Source organism: Knoellia sp. 3-2P3, assembly GCF_029223115.1.
In the GTDB taxonomy this organism is placed as follows: Bacteria; Actinomycetota; Actinomycetes; order Actinomycetales; family Dermatophilaceae; genus Pedococcus_A.
In genome coordinates this window covers 1-19,903 of record NZ_JARGZE010000004.1, presented here as the reverse complement: position 1 = coordinate 19,903, position 19,903 = coordinate 1, and the positions used below count along the sequence as shown (strand labels likewise).

At 71.9% G+C, this 19,903-nt stretch carries 18 protein-coding genes and 1 pseudogene; 3 read left to right on the top strand and 16 right to left on the bottom strand.

Going from position 1 to position 19,903, the window contains the following annotated elements; all coding sequences use genetic code 11:
• The 13 genes from nuoK to P0Y31_RS12520 form a co-directional block, all read right to left on the bottom strand.
• Positions 1–300, bottom strand: coding sequence for an NADH-quinone oxidoreductase subunit NuoK (nuoK, locus tag P0Y31_RS12580; protein ID WP_275805074.1), 300 nt, complete (start codon positions 298–300; stop codon positions 1–3).
• Positions 297–1,067 (bottom strand): NADH-quinone oxidoreductase subunit J, encoded by a 771-nt coding sequence (locus tag P0Y31_RS12575; RefSeq protein ID WP_275869899.1) that lies wholly within the window; start codon positions 1,065–1,067, stop codon positions 297–299. Before P0Y31_RS12575 ends, nuoK begins: the two co-directional genes overlap by 4 nt.
• Complete coding sequence (nuoI, locus tag P0Y31_RS12570; protein ID WP_275869897.1) at positions 1,064–1,744, bottom strand: NADH-quinone oxidoreductase subunit NuoI; 681 nt, start codon at positions 1,742–1,744, stop codon at positions 1,064–1,066. The genes P0Y31_RS12575 and nuoI overlap by 4 nt, the downstream gene beginning before the upstream one ends.
• Positions 1,737–3,092: an NADH-quinone oxidoreductase subunit NuoH gene (gene nuoH, locus P0Y31_RS12565; RefSeq protein WP_275869895.1), complete on the bottom strand. Its 1,356-nt coding sequence runs from the start codon at positions 3,090–3,092 to the stop codon at positions 1,737–1,739. Before nuoH ends, nuoI begins: the two co-directional genes overlap by 8 nt.
• Complete coding sequence (locus P0Y31_RS12560) at positions 3,089–5,590, bottom strand: NADH-quinone oxidoreductase subunit G (protein ID WP_275869893.1); 2,502 nt, start codon at positions 5,588–5,590, stop codon at positions 3,089–3,091. Before P0Y31_RS12560 ends, nuoH begins: the two co-directional genes overlap by 4 nt.
• Positions 5,587–6,900 (bottom strand): NADH-quinone oxidoreductase subunit NuoF, encoded by a 1,314-nt coding sequence (gene nuoF, locus P0Y31_RS12555; protein WP_275805083.1) that lies wholly within the window; start codon positions 6,898–6,900, stop codon positions 5,587–5,589. The genes P0Y31_RS12560 and nuoF overlap by 4 nt, the downstream gene beginning before the upstream one ends.
• Complete coding sequence (gene nuoE / locus P0Y31_RS12550) at positions 6,897–7,751, bottom strand: NADH-quinone oxidoreductase subunit NuoE (RefSeq protein WP_275869891.1); 855 nt, start codon at positions 7,749–7,751, stop codon at positions 6,897–6,899. The genes nuoF and nuoE overlap by 4 nt, the downstream gene beginning before the upstream one ends.
• Positions 7,751–9,148 carry an NADH-quinone oxidoreductase subunit D gene (locus tag P0Y31_RS12545; RefSeq protein ID WP_275869889.1) on the bottom strand — a complete coding sequence of 466 codons (1,398 nt, stop codon included), beginning with the start codon at positions 9,146–9,148 and terminating at the stop codon, positions 7,751–7,753. Before P0Y31_RS12545 ends, nuoE begins: the two co-directional genes overlap by 1 nt.
• Entirely contained in the window at positions 9,148–9,948 is an 801-nt protein-coding gene (locus tag P0Y31_RS12540; protein ID WP_275869887.1) for an NADH-quinone oxidoreductase subunit C, read from the bottom strand. Before P0Y31_RS12540 ends, P0Y31_RS12545 begins: the two co-directional genes overlap by 1 nt.
• Positions 9,945–10,589 (bottom strand): NADH-quinone oxidoreductase subunit B, encoded by a 645-nt coding sequence (locus P0Y31_RS12535; RefSeq protein WP_275805091.1) that lies wholly within the window; start codon positions 10,587–10,589, stop codon positions 9,945–9,947. Before P0Y31_RS12535 ends, P0Y31_RS12540 begins: the two co-directional genes overlap by 4 nt.
• 30 nt (positions 10,590–10,619) lie before the next feature.
• A complete protein-coding gene (locus P0Y31_RS12530) occupies positions 10,620–10,985 on the bottom strand; it encodes an NADH-quinone oxidoreductase subunit A (protein WP_091763335.1) in 366 nt (121 codons plus the stop codon).
• Positions 10,986–11,082: 97 nt separating this feature from the next.
• Complete coding sequence (locus tag P0Y31_RS12525; protein WP_275869885.1) at positions 11,083–12,405, bottom strand: geranylgeranyl reductase family protein; 1,323 nt, start codon at positions 12,403–12,405, stop codon at positions 11,083–11,085.
• A gap of 72 nt (positions 12,406–12,477) precedes the next feature.
• Positions 12,478–13,215, bottom strand: a complete 738-nt coding sequence (locus tag P0Y31_RS12520; protein WP_275869883.1) for a demethylmenaquinone methyltransferase — start codon at positions 13,213–13,215, stop codon at positions 12,478–12,480.
• A 70-nt stretch (positions 13,216–13,285) separates the two neighbouring features.
• Here P0Y31_RS12520 and P0Y31_RS12515 point away from each other — a divergent pair, with 70 nt between their 5' ends.
• Together P0Y31_RS12515 and P0Y31_RS12510 are read left to right on the top strand one after the other, a co-directional pair.
• Entirely contained in the window at positions 13,286–14,581 is a 1,296-nt protein-coding gene (locus P0Y31_RS12515) for an isochorismate synthase (protein ID WP_275869881.1), read from the top strand.
• A 41-nt stretch (positions 14,582–14,622) separates the two neighbouring features.
• Positions 14,623–15,897, top strand: a complete 1,275-nt coding sequence (locus tag P0Y31_RS12510) for a GNAT family N-acetyltransferase (RefSeq protein ID WP_275869879.1) — start codon at positions 14,623–14,625, stop codon at positions 15,895–15,897.
• On the opposite strand, the gene menD is transcribed toward P0Y31_RS12510, so the two are convergent.
• Genes menD through P0Y31_RS12495 form a run of 3 tightly spaced genes read right to left on the bottom strand, consistent with a single transcriptional unit; the run spans position 15,894 to position 19,208 of the window.
• Entirely contained in the window at positions 15,894–17,609 is a 1,716-nt protein-coding gene (gene menD, locus P0Y31_RS12505; protein ID WP_275869877.1) for a 2-succinyl-5-enolpyruvyl-6-hydroxy-3-cyclohexene-1-carboxylic-acid synthase, read from the bottom strand. The two genes, P0Y31_RS12510 and menD, sit on opposite strands and share 4 nt — an antisense overlap.
• A gap of 16 nt (positions 17,610–17,625) precedes the next feature.
• Positions 17,626–18,987 carry a hypothetical protein gene (locus tag P0Y31_RS12500; RefSeq protein ID WP_275869875.1) on the bottom strand — a complete coding sequence of 454 codons (1,362 nt, stop codon included), beginning with the start codon at positions 18,985–18,987 and terminating at the stop codon, positions 17,626–17,628.
• Positions 18,987–19,208, bottom strand: coding sequence for a hypothetical protein (locus P0Y31_RS12495; RefSeq protein ID WP_275869873.1), 222 nt, complete (start codon positions 19,206–19,208; stop codon positions 18,987–18,989). The genes P0Y31_RS12500 and P0Y31_RS12495 overlap by 1 nt, the downstream gene beginning before the upstream one ends.
• A 283-nt stretch (positions 19,209–19,491) precedes the next feature.
• Here P0Y31_RS12495 and P0Y31_RS12490 point away from each other — a divergent pair.
• Positions 19,492–19,903 (top strand): annotated as a pseudogene (locus P0Y31_RS12490) (hypothetical protein); the annotation flags it as partial.

Here is a 19,903-nt window from a genome sequence, read left to right as displayed (position 1 = left end):
CTACAGCTTCAGCAGGTTGGCGTCGTCGACCGAGGCCGACCGGCGGGCACGGAAGATCGCGATGATGATCGCGAGGCCGACGACCACCTCGGCGGCAGCCACGACCATCACGAACAGGGCGATCACCTGGCCGTCGAGGTTGCCCTGCATGCGGGCGAACGTGACGAACATCAGGTTGACCGCGTTGAGCATCAGCTCCACGCCCATGAAGACCACGATGGCGTTGCGGCGCATGAGCACGGCGGCACCGCCGATGGCGAAGAGCAGCGACGCCAGGTAGATGTAGTTGACCAGGTTCATCGGTCCCGGCCCTCCTCGATCTCGTGCTCGATGTCGTGCTCGGACTCCACGTGGCGGGTGGGCGTGACCACCTGCTCGCGGGCGTTGAGCACCCGGGAGACCGACAGCTGGCTCGGGGTGCCGTCGGGCAGCAGCGCCGGGGTGTCGACCGCGTTGTGGCGGGCGTAGACGCCCGGGGCGGGCAGGCCGGCGACGTTGCGGTTGTCGCGGATCCGGCGCTGCGACCAGGCGCGCTGGCTCGGGCGGTCGCCGATCCGCTCGCGGTGGGCGAGCACCATGGCGCCGAGGGCAGCCGTGATCAGCAGGGCGCTGGTGACCTCGAAGACCCACACGTACTGGCCGAAGATCAGGTTGGCGACGCCCGAGACGTTGCCCGTCTGGTCGTTGACCGAGGACAGGCCCTTCATGGGACCGAAGGTGACCTTGCCGATCGCGAGGAAGACCAGCGCGCCGAGGCCGAAGGCCAGCAGCAGGGACGCCCACTTCTGGCCCTTGAGGGTCTCGACCAGGGAGTCGGAGGAGTCGACGCCGACCAGCATGAGCACGAACAGGAACAGCATCATGACCGCGCCGGTGTAGACGAAGATCTGGATGATGCCGAGGAAGTCGGCCTCGTTGGCGATGTAGAAGACGCCGAGGTTGATCATCACCAGGGCCATGCCGATCGCGGCGTGCACGGCCTTCTTGGCGAAGAGCAGCCCGAGTGCCGCGAGCACAGAAATGGGTCCGAGGACCCAGAAGAGAACCTGCTCGCCCGTGCCCGTCATCGGCGGACCCCCTCAGTGGTGTCGCGGGTTGCCTGTCGGCCGTGCTCGAGCGTGTCGACGCCCTCGACCGGGTCGCCGGTGGGCGCCAGGCCCTCCTCCGGCTTCGCCTCGTGCTGCTCCACCCAGCGCTGCTGCTCGGGCGTGGCCTTGGCGACCTTGCCCTGGTAGTAGTCGCGCTCCTCCATGCCGTCGACCATCGGGTGCGGCGGCGGGAGCATGCCCTCCTGCAGCGGGGCGAGCAGCTGCTCCTTGGTGAAGATGAGGTCGCCGCGGTTGTTGTCGGCCAGCTCGTAGAAGTTGGTCATCGTCAGGGCGCGCGTCGGGCATGCCTCGATGCACAGGCCGCAGAAGATGCAGCGCAGGTAGTTGATCTGGTAGACGCGGCCGTAGCGCTCTCCCGGGGAGAACCGGGCGTCCTCGGTGTTGTCCGCACCCTCGACGAGGATGGCGTCCGCCGGGCAGGCCCACGCGCACAGCTCGCAGCCCACGCACTTCTCGAGGCCGTCGGGGTGGCGGTTGAGCTGGTGGCGCCCGTGGAAGCGCGGCTGGGTCGGCCGCTTCTCCTCCGGGTACTCCTCGGTCTCGACCTTGCGGAACATCGTGGCGAACGTGACGCCGAATCCGCCGACCGGTGCGAAGAGGTCGGAGAAGAAGCCGCCCTTCTTCTGCTCAGGCACGGTTGCTCTCCTTCTCGATGGCCAGGGACGGCTCGCGCAGCCGCTGGCCGGGCATGGGCGGCACCGGGTAGCCACCCGCGAACGGGTCGATCTCCTCGGGGGCCTCGGCCTCTGCGGCCGCCTGCTTCTCGGCCTGCTTGCCCTCCCACACCCACGTGACGCCCAGCGCCAGCGCGGCGATGAAGCCGACGATGACCAGCGTCGCGACGGGGAACTCGCGTCCGGCCAGGGCGACCGTGCTTTCGCCGAAGTAGCCCAGCTGCGCGCCGCGGATGAAGGCGACGGCGACCACCCAGGCGAGGGTGACGGGGATGAGGAACTTCCAGCCGAACTTCATGAACTGGTCGTAGCGGACGCGGGGCAGGGAGCCGCGCAGCCAGACGAAGAAGAACATGAACGCCCAGAGCTTGATGACGAACCAGAGCAGGCCCCACCAGCCCTCGTTGAACATGCCGTCGTTGATCGCGGCGATGCCGGGAGGCGCCTGCCAGCCGCCCAGGAACATCGTGGTGGCGAGCGCCGAGACGGTGAACATGTTGACGTACTCGCCGAGGAAGAACATCGCGAACTTCAGCGAGGAGTACTCGGTGTGGAACCCACCGGTCAGCTCGCCCTCACCTTCGGCGAGGTCGAAGGGCAGGCGGTTGGTCTCGCCGACCATGGTGACCACGTAGACGAGGAACGAGAAGAACGCCGGGAGGATGTACCAGAGGTCCTTCTGCGCGAAGACGATCTGCGAGGTCGACATCGAGCCGCTGTAGAGGAAGATCGCGACCAGCGCCAGGCCCATGGCGATCTCGTAGGAGATGACCTGGGCGGTCGAGCGCAGGCCACCGAGCAGCGGGTAGGTCGAGCCGGAGGACCAGCCCGCGAGCACGATGCCGTAGACGCCGACACCGGCGACGGCGAGCACCAGCAGCACCGCGACGGGGGTGTCGGTCAGCTGCAGGGGCGTGCGGTGGCCGAACATGCTGACCATCGGCCCCATGGGGATGATCGCGAACGACACGAACGCCATGGCGCCGGCGATCATGGGGGCCAGTGCGAAGACCACCTTGTCGGCGTTCTTCGGCGTCAGGTCCTCCTTGAGGGCCAGCTTCACGCCGTCGGCCAGGGTCTGCAGCAGGCCGAAGGGGCCGGTGCGGTTCGGGCCGGGACGCTGCTGCATCCGGCCGATGACGCGGCGCTCGAACCAGATCACGACCAGCGTGTTGACCAGCAGGAACACGAAGACCAGCAGCGCCTTGACCAGCGACAGCCACCAGGGCGTGTCGCTGAAGTCGGCGTGCGGGTTGTCGGCTGCCGGGAGAGAGACCAGGGCCTCGGCGGCGAAGGCCAGGCTGCTCATGCTGCGCCCTTCCTGACGGTGACGACGGCGCCGGCGCCCACACCCAGCGTGGAGCGGACGTGGCTGTCGGCGGAGTTCGTGGGGAGCCAGACGACGTGGTCGACCATGCCCTCGACGACCTCGACGGGGGCGCTGAGCGCACCCGCGGCCGTGGACACGGTGACCAGGTCGCCGTCAGCGAGGCCGAAGGCCTGCGCCGTGGCGGTGGACACCCGGGCCCGCGCCTTCGGGGCCGTGCCGGCCAGGAACGGCTCGCCGTCCTGCAGGCTGCCCTCGTCGAGCAGGTGGTGCCAGGTGGCCAGGACCAGCTCTCCGTCACCCGCGCTCGGCACCTCGCCCGCCGCGACGGACGGCGCGCTCGGGCGCTCACCCGTCCACCGGCCGAGGGCGGACATCTCGGCGCGGACCTCGGCGAGCGTGCGGGTGCCGAGGAACTCGCCGAGCTCGCCGGCGAGCATGTCGAGCACGCGGTAGTCGGACATCGCGTTGGACTCCAGCGCAGCCGCGAACGGCCGGACCCGGCCCTCCCAGTTGACGAAGGTGCCGCCCTTCTCGGCGTGCGCCGCGACGGGGAGCACGACGTCGGCGACCGCGGTCACCGAGGACGGGCGCAGCTCGAGGGAGACCACGAAGGTCTTGGCCAGGGCCTCCTCGGTGCGCTGGTCCGCGAGGTCGGCAGCGTCGACGCCACCGACCACGAGGGCCCCGACCTCACCGGCGCACGCGGCCTCGAGGATGCCGGCGGTGTCGCGGCCGGGGGCGTCCGGCAGGCCGACGACGTCCCAGGCCTCGGCGACCTGCTGGCGGGCGGCCGCGTCGGCGACCGGCCGGCCACCGGGCAGCAGCGTGGGCAGCGCGCCGGCCTCGAGGGCCCCGCGCTCGCCGGCTCGGCGCGGCACCCAGGCCAGGCGGGCGCCCGTGGAGGCGGCGAGCGAAGCGGCAGCGGAGAGCGCACCCGGCACCGTCGCCAGCCGCTCGCCGACGAGCAGCACGGCGCCCTCGCCCTTGAGGGCCTCGGCAGCCTTGGCTGCACCCTCGTGGCCCGCGCCGCCGTCGGCCAGCGCGGCGAGCACCTCGGCCTCGGTGCCGGGGGCGGAGGCGATGAGGTGGCCGGCCAGCTTGGTGAGGCCGCGCGTCGCGAACGGCGCCACGGCATACACGGCGGTCTTGTTCTTCCGGGTCGCCTTGCGCAGCCGCAGGAAGACGATCGGCGACTCCTCCTCGGGCTCGAAGCCCACGAGGACGACGGCCTTGGCCTTCTCGAGGTCGGCGTAGGTGACTGCCCCTCCGTCCGGGCCCGTGGCCACGACGGACGAGGCGAGGAACTCGGCCTCCTCGGCGGAGTGCGGCCGGGCGCGGAAGTCGACGTCGTTGGTCGACAGCACGGTGCGCGCGAACTTCCCGTAGGCGTAGGCGTCCTCGGCGGACACGCGACCACCGACGAGCACACCGGCGCCGCGAGCGGCTTTCAGCCCCGCAGCGGCCGCGGCGAGGGCCTCGGGCCAGGAGACCACCTGCAGGGCGCCCTGCTCGTCGCGGACCATCGGCATGGTGAGGCGGTCACCGGTGGTCGCGTACTGGAAGGCCCAGCGACCCTTGTCGCAGTTCCACTCCTCGTTGACGGCCGGGTCGTTCCAGGCCATCCGGCGCAGCACCACGCCGCGGCGGTGGTCGGTGCGCATGTCGCAGCCGGACGCGCAGTGCTCGCAGACGCTCGGGGTCGACACGAGGTCGAACGGGCGCGAGCGGAAGCGGTAGGCCGCGCCGGTGAGCGCGCCGACCGGGCAGATCTGCACGGTGTTGCCGGAGAAGTAGGACTCGAACGGCTTCTCCTCGTAGATGCCGACCTGCTGGAGGGCGCCGCGCTCGACGAGGGCGATGAACGGGTCACCGGCGATCTGGTCGGAGAAGCGGGTGCAGCGGGCGCACAGCACGCAGCGCTCGCGGTCGAGCAGCACCTGCGAGGAGATGTTGATCGGCTTGGGGTAGGTGCGCTTGACGTCCTCGAAGCGCGAGACCGGCCGGCCGTTGCTCATCGCCTGGTTCTGCAGGGGGCACTCGCCGCCCTTGTCGCAGACCGGGCAGTCGAGCGGGTGATTGATGAGCAGCAGCTCCATGACGCCCTGCTGGGCCTTGTCGGCGACCTTCGAGGTCAGCTGGGTCTTGACCTCCATGCCGTTGGCCACGGTCATGGTGCACGACGCCTGCGGCTTCGGCATCGGCCGCAGCGACCCGTCCGGCCCCGGCATCGCGACGTCGACGAGGCACTGGCGGCAGGCGCCGACCGGCTCGAGCAGCGGGTGGTCGCAGAACCGCGGGATCTGGACGCCGATCTCCTCGGCGGCCCGGATCACCAGGGTGTTCTTGGGGACCGACACCTCGACCCCGTCGATGGTGAGGGTGACCAGCTCGACGGCCGGCGGGATCGTCGCGTCCCCGCCCGTGCTCACGGCGTTGCCGCCCGCGCTGGGGCTGGTGGTGGGGTTCGTGGTCGTCATGCGGGCACGTTGTCCTTCGCGAACAGCGACGAGGCGTCCCGGTCGAACGGGCACCCGCCGCCTGTCAGGTGAGCGATGTACTCCTCGCGGAAGTACTGGATGCTGCTGGTGATCGGCGAGGTGGCGCCGTCGCCGAGGGCGCAGAACGAGCGGCCCAGGATGTTGTCGCAGATGTCGAGCAGCTTCTCGAGGTCCTCCTCGCTGCCCTGGCCGTTCTCGAGCCGGCCGGTGATCTGCTTCAGCCACCACGTGCCCTCGCGGCAGGGGGTGCACTTGCCGCAGGACTCGTGCTTGTAGAACTCGGTCCAGCGGTCGACCGCACGCACCACGCAGGTGGTCTCGTCGAAGATCTGCAGGGCGCGGGTGCCGAGCATCGACCCGGCGGCGCCGACGGACTCGAAGTCCAGCGGCACGTCGAGGTGGGCGTCGGTGAACAGCGGCGTCGAGGAGCCACCGGGGGTCCAGAACTTCAGCTTCTTCTGCGGGTCGCGCATGCCGCCGGCCATCTCGAGCAGCTCGCGCAGGGTGATGCCGAGCGGCGCCTCGTACTGGCCGGGGTTCTTCACGTGACCCGAGAGCGAGAAGATGCCGAAGCCCTGCGACTTCTCGGTGCCCATGTCGGAGAACCACGTCGAGCCGTGCAGCAGGATCGGCGGCACCGACGCGATGGACTCGACGTTGTTGACCACGGTCGGGCGCGCGTAGAGGCCGGCGACGGCCGGGAACGGCGGCTTCAGGCGCGGCTGGCCGCGGCGGCCCTCGAGGCTGTCGAGGAGCGCGGTCTCCTCGCCGCAGATGTAGGCGCCCGCACCCGCGTGCACCGTGACGTCGAGGTCGAAGCCGCTGCCCATGATGTTCTTGCCGAGCAGCCCCGCCGCGTAGGCCTCCTCGACCGCGCGCAGCAGGCGCCGGTAGACGTGCACGACCTCGCCGCGCAGGTAGATGAAGGCGTGGTTGCAGCCGATCGCGTAGGACGTGATGGCCACGCCCTCGATGAGGAACTGCGGCGCCGCCATCATCAGCGGGATGTCCTTGCAGGTGCCCGGCTCGGACTCGTCGGCGTTGACCACGAGGTAGCGGGGGCCGCCGTCCGGCGGGGGCAGGAAGCCCCACTTCATGCCGGTCGGGAAGCCTGCACCGCCACGACCGCGCAGGCCCGAGTCCTTGGTCATCTGGACCAGCTCGGACGGCTCCATCTTCAGCGCCTTCTCGAGCGCCTTGTAGCCGTCGTTGGCCCGGTAGGTCTCCAGGGTCCACGACTGCGGGTGGTCCCAGAACTTCGTCAGGATCGGGGTGAGGGTCGTGCTCATGCCTTCTCTCCGTCCGCGTCCTTGCCGCCCGGCAGCTCGTCGGGCTCGTTGGCCGGGGTGTCCTCGGAGGTGTGCCGTCCGGCCGCCAGGCCGTCAGTCGTCGCTTCCCGGTGCCCACCGGAGGCCCGGCCGGTGTCGCCGGGGGCCCGCCAGTCGTGCTCACGGGCGACGTTCAGGCCCTGCACGGATGCCGGACCGGCGCCGACGCCCTCGTCGGCCAGGCCGTCGTGGAAGCCGGCGAGGACCCGGGAGACCTCCTTGAAGGAGCACACGCGGCTCGGGCCGCGGGTCGGCGCCACCGGCTTGCCCTCGCGCAGGTCGTCGACGAGCTGCTTGGTCGACTCGGGGGTCTGGTTGTCGAAGAACTCCCAGTTGGTCATGACCACCGGGGCGTAGTCGCACGCCGCGTTGCACTCGATGCGCTCGAGGGTGATCTTGCCGTCAGGGGTCGTCTCGTCGTGCCCGATGCCGAGGTGCTCGGAGACGCTCTCCCAGATCTGGTCGCCGCCCATGACCGCGCACAGGGTGTTGGTGCAGACGCCCACGGTGTACTCGCCGTTGGGGTGGCGCTTGTACTGGGTGTAGAAGGTCGCCACACCCGAGACCTCGGCGCGGGTCAGGTCGAGGACCTCCGCGCAGAAGTCGATGCCGCGGCCGGTGATGTAGCCGTCGACGCTCTGCACGAGGTGCAGCAGCGGCAGGAGCGCCGAGCGCTTCTGCGGGTAGCGGGCCACGACCTGCTCGGCGTCAGCGTGCAGCTGCGCGAGCACGTCCGCGGCATACGGCTCCTTGCTCTCGGCCGGCACCGTGAGGTGACCGGACGCGGTCTGGTGACCGAACTCTGTGGCCATCAGCGGTCCACACCTCCCATGACGGGGTCGATCGAGGCGACGGCGACGATGACGTCGGCGACCTGGCCGCCCTCACACATCGCGGCCGTGGCCTGCAGGTTGTTGAACGACGGGTCGCGGAAGTGGACCCGGAAGGGCCTCGTGCCGCCATCGGACACGGCGTGGCAGCCGAGCTCGCCCTTGGGGCTCTCCACCGCGGCATACGCCTGGCCCGGCGGGACCCGGAAGCCCTCGGTGACCAGCTTGAAGTGGTGGATGAGGGACTCCATCGAGGTGCCCATGATCTCGCGGATGTGGTCGAGGCTGTTGCCCATGCCGTCGCCGCCGATGGCGAGCTGGGCCGGCCAGGCGATCTTCTTGTCGGCGACCATGACCGGGCCCGGGTTGGACTGGAGCCGGTCGACGCACTGCTCGACGATCTTCAGCGACTCGTACATCTCGTCGAGGCGGATCCGCAGGCGGCCGTAGGCGTCGCAGCTGTCGCGCGTGACGACCTCGAAGTCGTAGGTCTCGTAGCCGCAGTACGGCTCGGACTTGCGCAGGTCGTGGGGCAGCCCCGTCGAGCGCAGGATCGGGCCGGTGATGCCGAGGGCCATGCAGCCGGTGAGGTCGAGGAAGCCGACGTCGACGGTGCGGCCCTTGAGGATGGGGTTCTCGTTGAGCAGCAGCTCGAGCTCGCGCAGGCCCCTGCGGATCGCCGGGACCGCGTCGCGCACCTTGTCGATCGCGCCGGGGGGCAGGTCCTGGGCGACCCCGCCGGGGCGGATGTACGCGTGGTTCATGCGCAGGCCGCTGATCATCTCGAAGATCGAGAGCACCCGCTCGCGCTCGCGGAAGCCGACCGTCATGACCGTGGTGGCGCCCATCTCCATGCCGCCGGTCGCGAGGGCGACGAGGTGGCTGGAGATGCGGTTCAGCTCCATCATCAGGACGCGGATGACGTTGGCCCGCTCCGGAATCTGGTCGGTGATGCCCAGCAGCTTCTCGACCGCGAGGCAGAAGACCGCCTCGTTGAAGAGGGGCGCCACGTAGTCCATCCGGGTGCAGAACGTCACGCCCTGCGTCCAGGTGCGGAACTCCATGTTCTTCTCGATGCCGGTGTGGAGGTAGCCGATGCCCGCGCGGGCCTCGGTCACCATCTCACCGTCGAGCTCGAGGATGAGGCGGAGCACACCGTGCGTCGACGGGTGCTGCGGGCCCATGTTGACGACGATGCGCTCCTCGTGGAGGGCGGCGGCCTCGTCGGTCAGCTGGTCCCAGTCGCCGCCGGCGGCGTTGAAGACGCGGGCGCCCTCGGTGTCGGCGGTGTCGGCGGCCGAGGTGGCGTAGACGTCGAGAGCGTCCCCGCCGCCAGCGGGCTCGTGCTGGGGGTGGTGGGTCTCGTGGGTGGTGGACATCAGTTGTAAGACCTCCGCTGGTCGGGCGGCGGGATGGTGGCGCCCTTGTACTCGACGGGGATGCCGCCGAGCGGGTAGTCCTTGCGCTGCGGGTGGCCCGGCCAGTCGTCGGGCATGAGGATCCGGGTCAGCGACGGGTGGCCGTCGAACTCGATCCCGAACATGTCCCAGGTCTCCCGCTCGTGCCAGTCGGCCGCGGGGTAGATCGAGACGATCGAGGGGATGTGGGCGTCGCCGTCGGGGCAGGAGACCTCGAGGCGCAGCCGCCGGCTGCCGTGGGTGATCGACAGGAGGTGGTAGACCGCGTGCAGCTCGCGGCCCTGCTCCCCCGGGTAGTGCACGCCGCTGACGCCCGTGCAGATCTCGAAGCGCAGCGCGGGGTCGTCGCGCAGCACGCGTGCCACCGTGGGCAGGTGCTCGCGGCGCACGTGCATGGTCAGCTCGCCGCGGTCGACCACCACGCGCTCGACGGCCTCGCCGAAGGACGCCTCGCCACCGACGAGACCCCGCTCGAGGGCGTCGGCCGCCTCGTCGAACCACGAGCCGTAGGGGCGCTGGGCCGCTGCCGGGAAGAGGATCGGGGAACGCAGGCCGCCGTAGCCGGAGGTGTCACCGGCGTCGACCGCGCCGAACATGCCGCGGCGCTCACCGACGACGACCGGCTCCGGGGCGGTGCCTGGGGCGGCCGGAAGGTTGTCGCCCGTGGTGGCACCGTGGTCGGCGGCCGCCGCGGTGGGGTCCTTCTCGACCTCGGCGTTCGGGCCGGGCATGGCGGCCTCGGTCTTCTTCTCGTCGCTCACGCGACACCTCCTGCGCCGTGGCGGTGGGCCACGGAGTGCTCGTGCGGCGCCTGCAGACCGGAGGCCACGCGCAGGCTGCCGGCGCCCTCGGCGAGCAGGCCCTTCATCTGGTGGGTCGGCGTGGCCCGAAGGGCAGCCTCCTCGGCGGCGCGGGCAGCGGCGACGCGGTTGACGCCGAGCTTGCTGCCCTGGATCTGCTCGTGCAGCGTCAGGATCGCGTTGAGCAGCATCTCCGGCCGCGGCGGGCAGCCCGGCAGGTAGACGTCGACCGGGATGATGTGGTCGACGCCCTGGACGATCGCGTAGTTGTTGAACATGCCGCCAGAGCTGGCGCACACGCCCATCGAGATGACCCACTTGGGCTCGGGCATCTGGTCGTAGACCTGACGCACGACCGGGGCCATCTTCTGGCTCACGCGCCCGGCCACGATCATCAGGTCGGCCTGGCGTGGCGTCGCCGAGAAGCGCTCCATGCCGAAGCGGGCGATGTCGTAGTCGGGGGTGCCGACGGCCATCATCTCGATGGCGCAGCAGGCGAGGCCGAACGTCGCGGGCCAGACCGAGCTCTTGCGCATGTAGCCGGCGACCTGCTCGACCGTGGTCAGCAGGAAGCCCGCGGGGAGCTTCTCTTCGATTCCCATGAGGTGTTCCTAGCTCTCAGAACTCGCGCGTCAGTCCCACTCGAGCCCGCCGCGACGCCAGACGTAGGCGTAGGCGACGAACACGGTGATGATGAACAGCACCATCTCGACCAGCGCGAACAGGCCGAGCTGGTTGAAGGCCACTGCGAAGGGGTAGAGGAAGACCGACTCGATGTCGAAGATGATGAAGAGCATCGCGGTCAGGTAGTACTTGATCGGCACGCGCAGGCCGCCACCGGCCGCCTGGGGGGTGGGCTCGATGCCGCACTCGTAGGCGTCGAGCTTGGCGCGGTTGTAGCGCTTGGGTCCTGCGATGGACGCGGCGAACACCGAGAAGACCGCGAAGCCTCCACCGATCGCCAGCAGGAACAGCAGCGGGACGTAGGGGTTGGTCACCGCGCAACTCCCCTTTCATTTCTTTCGCCGACGAGGGTGCGGAAATGCGTGCAATCCGGCCCAATCCTAGGGGCACGGGTCATCAGCGCATCCCCGCTCATGCGTCGGGCGCCATCTTCGACAGGGCGGTGATCAGGCGGTCGCTCGCGTCGCCGCCGTGCGGCTCGGCGAGGTTGGCCATGACCTTCAGCAGGAACTTCATCAGCGTCGTGCGCGGCAGGCCGTACTTGGTGGCCAGGCGCATGACCTCCGGGTTGCCGATCATCTTCGCGAAGTAGCGGCCGAGGGTGTAGTAGCCGCCGAGGGCGTCCTTCATGACGCCCGGGTAGGACCGCAGCACGCGCTCACGCTGCGCGTCGTCGCCCCGGGCGAACGCCTGGGCGATGACCTCGGCGGCGAGCCGGCCGGACTCCATGGCGTAGGCGATGCCCTCGCCGTTGAACGGGTTGACCATGCCACCGGCGTCACCGACCAGGAGCAGGCCCCGGTCGTAGTGCGGCTGGCGGTTGAAGCCCATGGGCAGGGCCGCCCCGCGGATCGTCCCCACCATGGTCTCGTCGTTGTAGGTCCACTCCTCCGGCATCGTCGCCACCCAGCGGCGCATGACGTCCTTGTAGTCGGTCTTGCCGAAGGCCGAGGAGGTGTTGAGGATGCCGAGTCCGACGTTGGAGGTGCCGTCACCGACGCCGAAGATCCAGCCGTAGCCCGGGAGCAGGACCCGCTTGCCGTTCTCGTCGGTGCTCCACAGCTCGAGCCAGGACTCGAGGTAGTCGTCGTCGTGCCGGGGGCTCGTGTAGTAGGTGCGCACGGCGACGCCCATCGGTCGGTCGTCGCGCTTGGGCCGGTCCATGGCCAGCGAGAGGCGCGAGGAGTTGCCGTCGGCCGCGACCACGAGCGGGGCGCGGTAGACGAGCTCGGGCCCGGTGGACCGGCCCAACTCGCCGACGGCCTTGGCGGTGACGCCCACGATGGCGCCGGTGTCGTCGAGCACCGGCCCGGTGACGTTGGTCGACTCGCGCAGGCGGGCGCCGTGCTTCACGGCGTGCTTGGCGAGGATGTCGTCGAAGTCCTGCCGGGTGCGCACGAGGCCGTAGGGCGGGAAGCTCGCGAGGTCGGGCCACGGCAGCGACAGGCGCATGCCGCCGCCGATGATGCGCAGGCCGTGGTTCCTGATCCAGCCGTCCTCCTCGGGGGTGGGGATCCCGAGGGTGATGAGCTCCTTGACCGCGCGGGGGGTCAGGCCGTCACCGCAGACCTTCTCGCGGGGGAAGGCGGTCTTCTCCAGGACGAGGACGTCCAGGCCGGTCATCGCGAGGTACGCGGCGGTGGCCGATCCTGCCGGGCCGGCCCCCACGACGATGACGTCGGCGCTCTCCGTCGCCGATGCCACGGACCCGCTGCTGATGATGCTCTGACTCACGCCTGCCTCGAAACGCTTGTGAACCTGTTCACGAATTGAGGAGTCTATTCCCGCATCGCGTCGTTGTCGTACTTAGGCCGACCTAACCGCCCCGGCGTCCCCGACGAGCACCGGCCCACCCGGCTTGACCGCCCGGTGCAGGGCCACGATGCCGCCGCTGAGGTTGCGCCACGCGACGTCGGACCAGCCGGCCCCGAGGATGGCCTGGGCCAGCTCGCGCTGGGCCGGCCAGGCCTGGATCGACTCCGCGAGGTAGACGTAGGACTCGGGGTTGGAGCTGACCCGCCGGGCGATCGGCGGCAGCGAGCGCATGAGGTACTCGTTGTAGACCGTGCGGAAGGCCTTGTTGACCGGCTGGCTGAACTCGCACACGACGAGGCGCCCACCCGGCTTGGCCACGCGGAGGAACTCCGCGAGGGCGAGACCGGTGTCGGCCACGTTGCGCAGCCCGAACGACATCGTCACCACGTCGAAGGACTCGTCGGCGAAGGGCAGACGCATGGCGTCCGCGGCGGTGAAGCCGAGGTCGGGCCGGCGGCGGTTGCCGACCGCGAGCATGCCGAGCGAGAAGTCGGCCGGGACGACGTCGACGCCGGCGTCGGCGAAGGGCTCGCTCGAGGTGCCGGTGCCGGCCGCGATGTCGAGCACCCGCTCGCCCGGCCTGGCGTCGACCGCCTTGACGACCGCCCGGCGCCACAGCCGGTCCTGCCCCAGCGAGAGCACGTCATTGGTGATGTCGTACTTCGAGGCGACGTCGTCGAACATGGCCGCCACGTCGCGGGGGTCCTTCTCGAGGCTGGCGCGGGTCATGGGCCCCATCCTCCCCGATGCCCGCCCCACGGCATACAGCAGGCCGCCCGCGCGTAGGCTGGCCCGCGACATGACGACGCAGCCCGACCCCGGTCTCGCGGCCCGCCCCGACGGCACGCCGCTGGTCGCGCGCACCGTCGCCCTCGACTCCCCCGGCGACCTGCTGTCGCTGCTGCCCGCGGTCGACGACCCCCGGCAGGTCTCGAGCTGGGTGCGCCGCGGCGAGGGCCTGGTGGGGTGGGGCCGCGCGCTGGAGCTCACCGCCCACGGGGAGCGCCGGTTCGACGCGGCCCAGGACTGGTGGCGGCGCGTGGTCTCCACAGCCGTGGTGCGTGACGAGGTGGGCGTGCCGGGCACGGGCCCGGTCGCCTTCGGCTCCGTGTCGTATGCCGCCGGCTCGGCTGCCGGGGCCACGCTCGTCGTGCCCGAGGTCGTCGTGGGCTGCCGAGACGGCCGCTGGTGGCTCACGACCATCGGCAGGCAGGCCAGCGTGCCGCCCCCTGCCGCACCGGGGCCGCAGCCGCCGGCCGCGGAGCCGGTGGGCGTGACCTTCGCCGACGGCGCCCTGTCGTCGGCGAAGTGGGCGGTGCGGGTCCGCGAGGCCGTCGAGCGGATCACGGCCGGTGAGATCGACAAGGTCGTGCTCGCCCGCGACCTGCGCGTGCAGGCCGCCGAGCCGGTAGACCCCCGCTGGCTGCTCCAGCGGCTCGCCGAGCGCTACGACACCACCTGGGTGTTCGCGGTCGACGGGCTGGTGGGCGCGACCCCCGAGATGCTCGTGCGCCTCGAGAAGGGCCTGGTCACCTCCCGCGTCCTGGCCGGCACCATCCGCCGCACCGGCGACGACGAGCACGACCTGGCGCTGGCCGCCTCGCTGGCCCGGTCGTCGAAGGACCTCGAGGAGCACGAGTACGCCGTGCGCTCGGTCGCCGACGCGCTGCGGCCGCACTGCTCGTCGATGAACGTGCCGGAGTCCCCCTTCGTGCTGCACCTGAGCAACGTCATGCACCTCGCCACCGACGTGGCGGGGGTGCTCGACGACCACACCGGCTCGCTGGCTCTGGCGGCCTCGCTCCACCCCTCGGCGGCCGTGTGCGGGACCCCCACCACCGACGCCGACCGGGTCATCGCCGAGCTCGAGGAGATGGACCGGGGCCGTTACGCCGGTCCGGTGGGCTGGATGGACGCCGCCGGCGACGGCGAGTGGGGCATCGCGCTGCGCTGCGGGGCCTACGAGCCCGGCGACCCCACCGCCCTGCGCCTGTTCGCCGGCTGCGGCATCGTGGCGGGCTCGGACCCCGAGTCGGAGGTCGCCGAGTCCGACGCCAAGCTCGTCCCGATGCGCGACGCGCTGTCCGGCGGGTAAACCCACTGGCACCGGGAGACTCCTGACGCGAGGATCGGGCCATGGCAGGCGAGTCCACGGCACACCGGATCGTCCCCGTCACCCCCGAGGTCGCCGAGGACTTCCTCGCCGTCGACCAGGCGGCGTTCTTCTTCGAGCACCACCGGCCGTGGGAGGAGGCCATGGCCGAGCTCGACCTGCGCCGCTGCTTCGCCGCCACCCGCACGGGTGAGCCGCCGTTCTCGGGCGGCTACGGGTCCTTCGACCTGACGGTCACCGTCCCGGCTCCGGCGGGCGGGCTGCACGCGGTGCCGATGGCGGGGCTGACCTGGGTCAGCGTCCACCCCGACGAGCGGCGCCGCGGCGTGCTGAGGCAGATGGTCGGGCACCACTTCGCCGACCTGCGCGAGCAGGGCGTGGCCCTGTCCGGGCTCCATGCCGCCGAGCCGGCGATCTACGGCCGGTTCGGGTATGCCGTCGCCTCCCTCGACGCCTTCGTCACCCTCTCGCGGGGCCAGGACCTGCGCGCGACCTCCCTGGACGAGTCCGCTGCGACGGTCACGACCCGGCTGGTCCCCCTGTCGCGGGACGGCGTCGCCGACCGGGTGCACGACCTGCACGCCCGGTTCGCGGCGGCCCAGCTCGGGGGCGTCGTGCGCCCCCGCCAGCTGACGCGCGCTGAGGCTCGCGACTTCCCTCCCGCTCGGCGCGGCCGTGAGGCACGCCAGGTGCTGTTCGCCGAGCGTGACGACCGGCAGGTCGGCTACGCGGTGCTGCACCGGAAGGAGAAGTGGGAGCAGGGCCGACCGCAGGGGGCGGTGACCTGTCACGAGATGGCTGCGGCCGATCCTGCGACGCTGCTCGCGCTCGGACGGCGGCTCGTCAGCTTCGACCTCACCAGCGAGGTGAAGGTGGAGGGCCGCAGCCTCGACGACCCCCTGCTGTGGTGGGCGGGCGGACCGCGAGCGGCGTCGGTCACGGTCTACGACGGGGTCTGGCTTCGGCTCGTCGAGGTCGGCGCCGCGCTCGAGCAGCGCGGTCTCGGGGCGCCCGTCGACCTCGTGCTCGAGGTGGCCGATCCCGTCTGCCCCTGGAACGACGGCCGCTGGCGGCTGGCGTCCGCGGGCGCAGGATCACCCGTCACGTGCGAGCGCACCGACGACCCCGCAGACGTGCGGCTCCCCGTGCAGGCGCTGGGGTCGGCGTACGCCGGGCTGCGCACGATCGCGTCGCAGGCGCACCAGGGGGTGGTCGAGGAGGTCACGCCGGGCTCGGTCTCGGCGCTCTCCGCCGCCTTCGCGACCGATCGGCAACCGGTGGCCGCGATCCCCTTCTAGCGCTCCCGGCCGGGCTCCCCGGCGCCTGCCCTTGCGGCGAGGGCCGCGGCCGCCACCCGGCGCAGGCGCTCGTGGGCCGCCCGGTGGCCGGTGCGGTCGACCTCGACCTCGAGCACCCGCAACCCGTGCGGTCGCTGGGCCACTGCGGCGACCAGCGCGTCGCGACCCTCCACCTTCTGGTGGGCCACCCCGTGGGCGGCGCACAGTGCGGCCAGGTGGGTGCCGGTCGGTGTGCCGAAGACCCGCTCGAAGTCGTCGGCCCGCTCGGGCTCGCCGGGCTCGAGCAGGGTGAAGATGCCCCCACCGTCGTCGTTGGCCACCACCAGGGTGAGGTCGGGCTGCGGCTCGTGGGGGCCGATCAGCAGGCCGTTCGCGTCGTGGAGGAAGGTGAGGTCGCCGAGCAGCGCGTAGGTGGGCACGGTGGTCGACAGCGCCAGGCCAACAGCGGTGGAGACGCACCCGTCGATGCCGGCGAGGCCGCGGTTGGCGACGACGGCGGCGCGACTGGTGCGGTCGCCCGAGAGGTCGAGGTCGCGGACCGCGTTGGAGGAGCCGACGAACAGCAGCGACCCGTGCGGCACCGAGTTCAGCAGTGCCTCGGCGACCGCGAGGCCGGTCGGCCACGGCAGCCCGGCCTTCGCCACCGCGGCGGCCAGGGCGTCGCCCGCCTCACGCCACACCTTCGTCCAACGCGGGTCCTCGCAGGGCACCGGGTGGTGGAGCACCCCGAGCCCGTGAACGGCGCTGACGACGTGTCCGGGGTCAGCCCACTCGGGGGAGGCAGCCACCGCCTCGACGCGCACGCCCTGCCGCCGCAGAAGGCGGGCGACCGGTCGCGCCAACGTGATCCGGCCGACGGTGACGACCCGCTCCGGCAGGTTGTCCGCCAGCCACGACTCCACGCCGAGCAGGAGCGGTCCGTGCGGCACCACGCCTTCGGCGCCGGCCCCGAACGGCTCCGCGACCACCGGCCAGCCACTGTCGCGCGCCCAGGTGATGGCGGTCTCGGCGAGCCCCGGCTCGGGCAGGTCGCCGACCACGACCAGCGTGCGCGGCAGGGGGTCGAGCGGTCTGGAGTGGCCGGGGGCGCTCGGCAGCACCTCCACCCAGGGGGCGCCGTCGGGACGGCCCTCGACCTCGTCGGGCCACACGCCGTCGGCCGTGGGCACCAGCGGTTCGCGCAGCGGCACGTTGAGGTGCACGGGTCCGGGCACACCGCCGGGGCGCCCCCGGCTGGCCGCCACCGCCCGGCACACCGACGAGCGCCACGAGGACACCTGGCTCGGACGGCGTTCCGGCGCTCCCAGCTCCTGCGACCACCTCAGCGCCGAGCCGAACATCCCGGGCTGGGTGGTCGTCTGGTTCGCCCCGGTGCCCCGCAGCTCCGGGGGCCGGTCGGCGCTGAGCACCAACAGGGGGACCTGTCCGTGGTGGGCCTCGAGGACGGCGGGGTGGAGGTTGGCCACGGCCGTGCCCGAGGTGGTCACGACGGCTGCCGGCGTGCGCGTCACCTTCGCCAGCCCGAGGGCGAGGAACCCGGCCGACCGCTCGTCGACCCGAACGTGCAGCCGCAGCCGGCCCGCACGGTCGGCCTCCTGCAGCGCGTAGGCCAGGGGCGCAGAGCGCGAGCCGGGGCACAACACCGCCTCGCGGACGCCGCACCGCACCAGCTCGTCGACGAGCACGGTCGCGAGCGCGGTGGACGGGTTCACGGCGCCGATCTTGCCACTACGGCGACGGCCCGACCCGCTGCACCCGGTAGTCCCGCACCATCGGCGTCCCGTGCCTGCTCCCGCTGAGGAATGCCTCGCTGCCCTCTCTCCAGACGGCGACCGACCCCGACCGCGAGGCGTCGACCACCGCAGCCGTCTCTCGGTAGCGCGCGGCCGCGTGGGAGGCACCCGCGGTGCGCACCTCGCCGCCGCGCAGGTCACGGGACACCGTGACGTGGTGACGGCGGTCGGCATTGCGCTCACCCTCCAGGCGCGGCACCGCGTCCTGGTGGTGCTCCAGCGCCAGCACCGAGACGTCGGCCGGCACCGGCACACGGGCGATGGGGGCGCCACTGGCGACGACGTGCGTGACCCGTTGTCGCTGTCGGAAGCCGGGGTCGGCTGCGAGGACAGCGGCCACGATCCCTCCCTGGCTGTGACCCGCGACGAGGACCGGGTCGGCCAGCCCGGCTCGGCCGGCCTGCTGCTGAGCGAGATCGAGGGCACGCTCCACGCCCGCCGCGAGGATCGTCTCCTGCTGGGCCATCAGCAGCACGTCGCTCGTGAGGTCGGAGGGGTTCGGTCCGGCCCGTGGCGACCAGTCCTGTGTGCCGGGGACGACGACGACCCAGGCGGACGAGCCGTCGGCCTGCGGCACCTGCACCACCCGCACGCTGTCGGGTCCGCCGTCCGGATCCTCGAGCTCGGCCTGGATGGCGAGGAGGTCGGCAAGGCTCTCCGGCGCCGCCACCCCTGCTGCGTCCCTCGGGACAGCGCTGACCCGGACCTGGTGCCGCGCTTCGGTGAGCCACCCCCGGCTCGACCCGGCGGCGGCCAGCACCGTGAGCCCGTCCTCGTAGTCCCAGGGCGTCGCCGGACCGGCCACCACGCCCTCGACCCCGCCCGCGAGGTCGGCCAACCCGGGGACGGCGAAGAGCAGCCGGTCCGCGGCCGCCCCGACGTCCACACCGGATCGTCCAGCGGCCAGCACGCCGACCGCGAGAATGGGGGCCTGTCGCGAGACGGCCAGCACCACGGTGTCTTGCACCGACTCGACCAGAGACGCCACCGCCCGCTCCCCCGCCTCGTAGGCTGCGGCGGCCGACCTCACGGTGACGGCGAGGGCGGCCACCGCGGCGGCGTCGGCGATCAGCCCGGTCGGACCAGCCAGCTGGGCCAGCGCCCCTGCGACCCGAGCGGCGTCGACCGGACTGACGAGCGCCACCGTCACCAGATCGGCCGCCACCCCGGCTCGCAGCAGCGCGCCCGCCACGTCGGTCAGGTCGCCGGCGATCTCAGCCAGCCTCGCGGCAGCAGCGGTGAGGTCCTCGAGCGCGGCGCCCACTCCTCCTGCGCCGCCGGTGACGTCGAGGCCCATCAGCCCGTTCCACGCCGCTCGACCATGGTGGCCAGGTCGTCGAAGGTGCGGGCGAGCTCATGCGTCGCCTCGGCTTCGAGCTCGAGTCGCCGCGCCCGCGCCTCGACCTGCGCCCGGTAGAGGTCGGCAGCCTCGGAGCGCCAGCGGATGGCACCGACCGCCCGAACCCGCAGCGCCAGCAGCCGCATCCGGTCAGCCTGGACGTGCGTCGACGTCGCCATCCACCTCAGCCTCTCGACATGCCCTCGCATGCGGCGAAGGTAGGCGGCGGGAGCCGCACCGGGCGGTCACTCCCGCCGCCCTGTGGACCGCGCGGCGACGGCGGACCGCTTGGGGACAACGACGGTTTCCACAGGCGCCGCCACGAGGTCACACCATCCACAGGCGGCGGCGCGGGAGTGGCGATCGAGAGCGATGTGTGCCGCTAAACCCGTTGTCCTTCAATGGTTTCCGTCGCGCGCAAGCGGACCTGGGTTGTCGGTGGTCGCCTCTACTGTTGTCGTCATGGAGGGACGTCCGGGCCAGGAGCTGAGCGTGGCCGAGCACCGCAGGCGGATCGCGGCTGCTCGCTCTTCCCTGTCCGCCTTGGGCTCGGTGTTGTGGCAGGTTCCCAGTGGTGGCGGTCCCGACGGGTTGGCCGGGTTGTTGGGTGAGGTGGACGCGCTGGGCATGGCGTGCGACGCGGGCCGAGTGGCGGTGGTCCACGAGGCGATGGAGCGCGGAGAGACCTCCGGTGGTCCGGCGGCCATGTCGGTGACCCAGTGGGTGCGCCACCACGCCCCGTCGACCAGGGCCGGCGGGGCCGGGACCATCGTGGCCGTGGCGCAGGCCTTCCAGAAGCAGGTCAACGCTCCGGTGAAGGAGGCCGTCGAATCCGGTCGGTTGCCGGTGGGCTCAGCCGCGGCCGTCGTGAGCG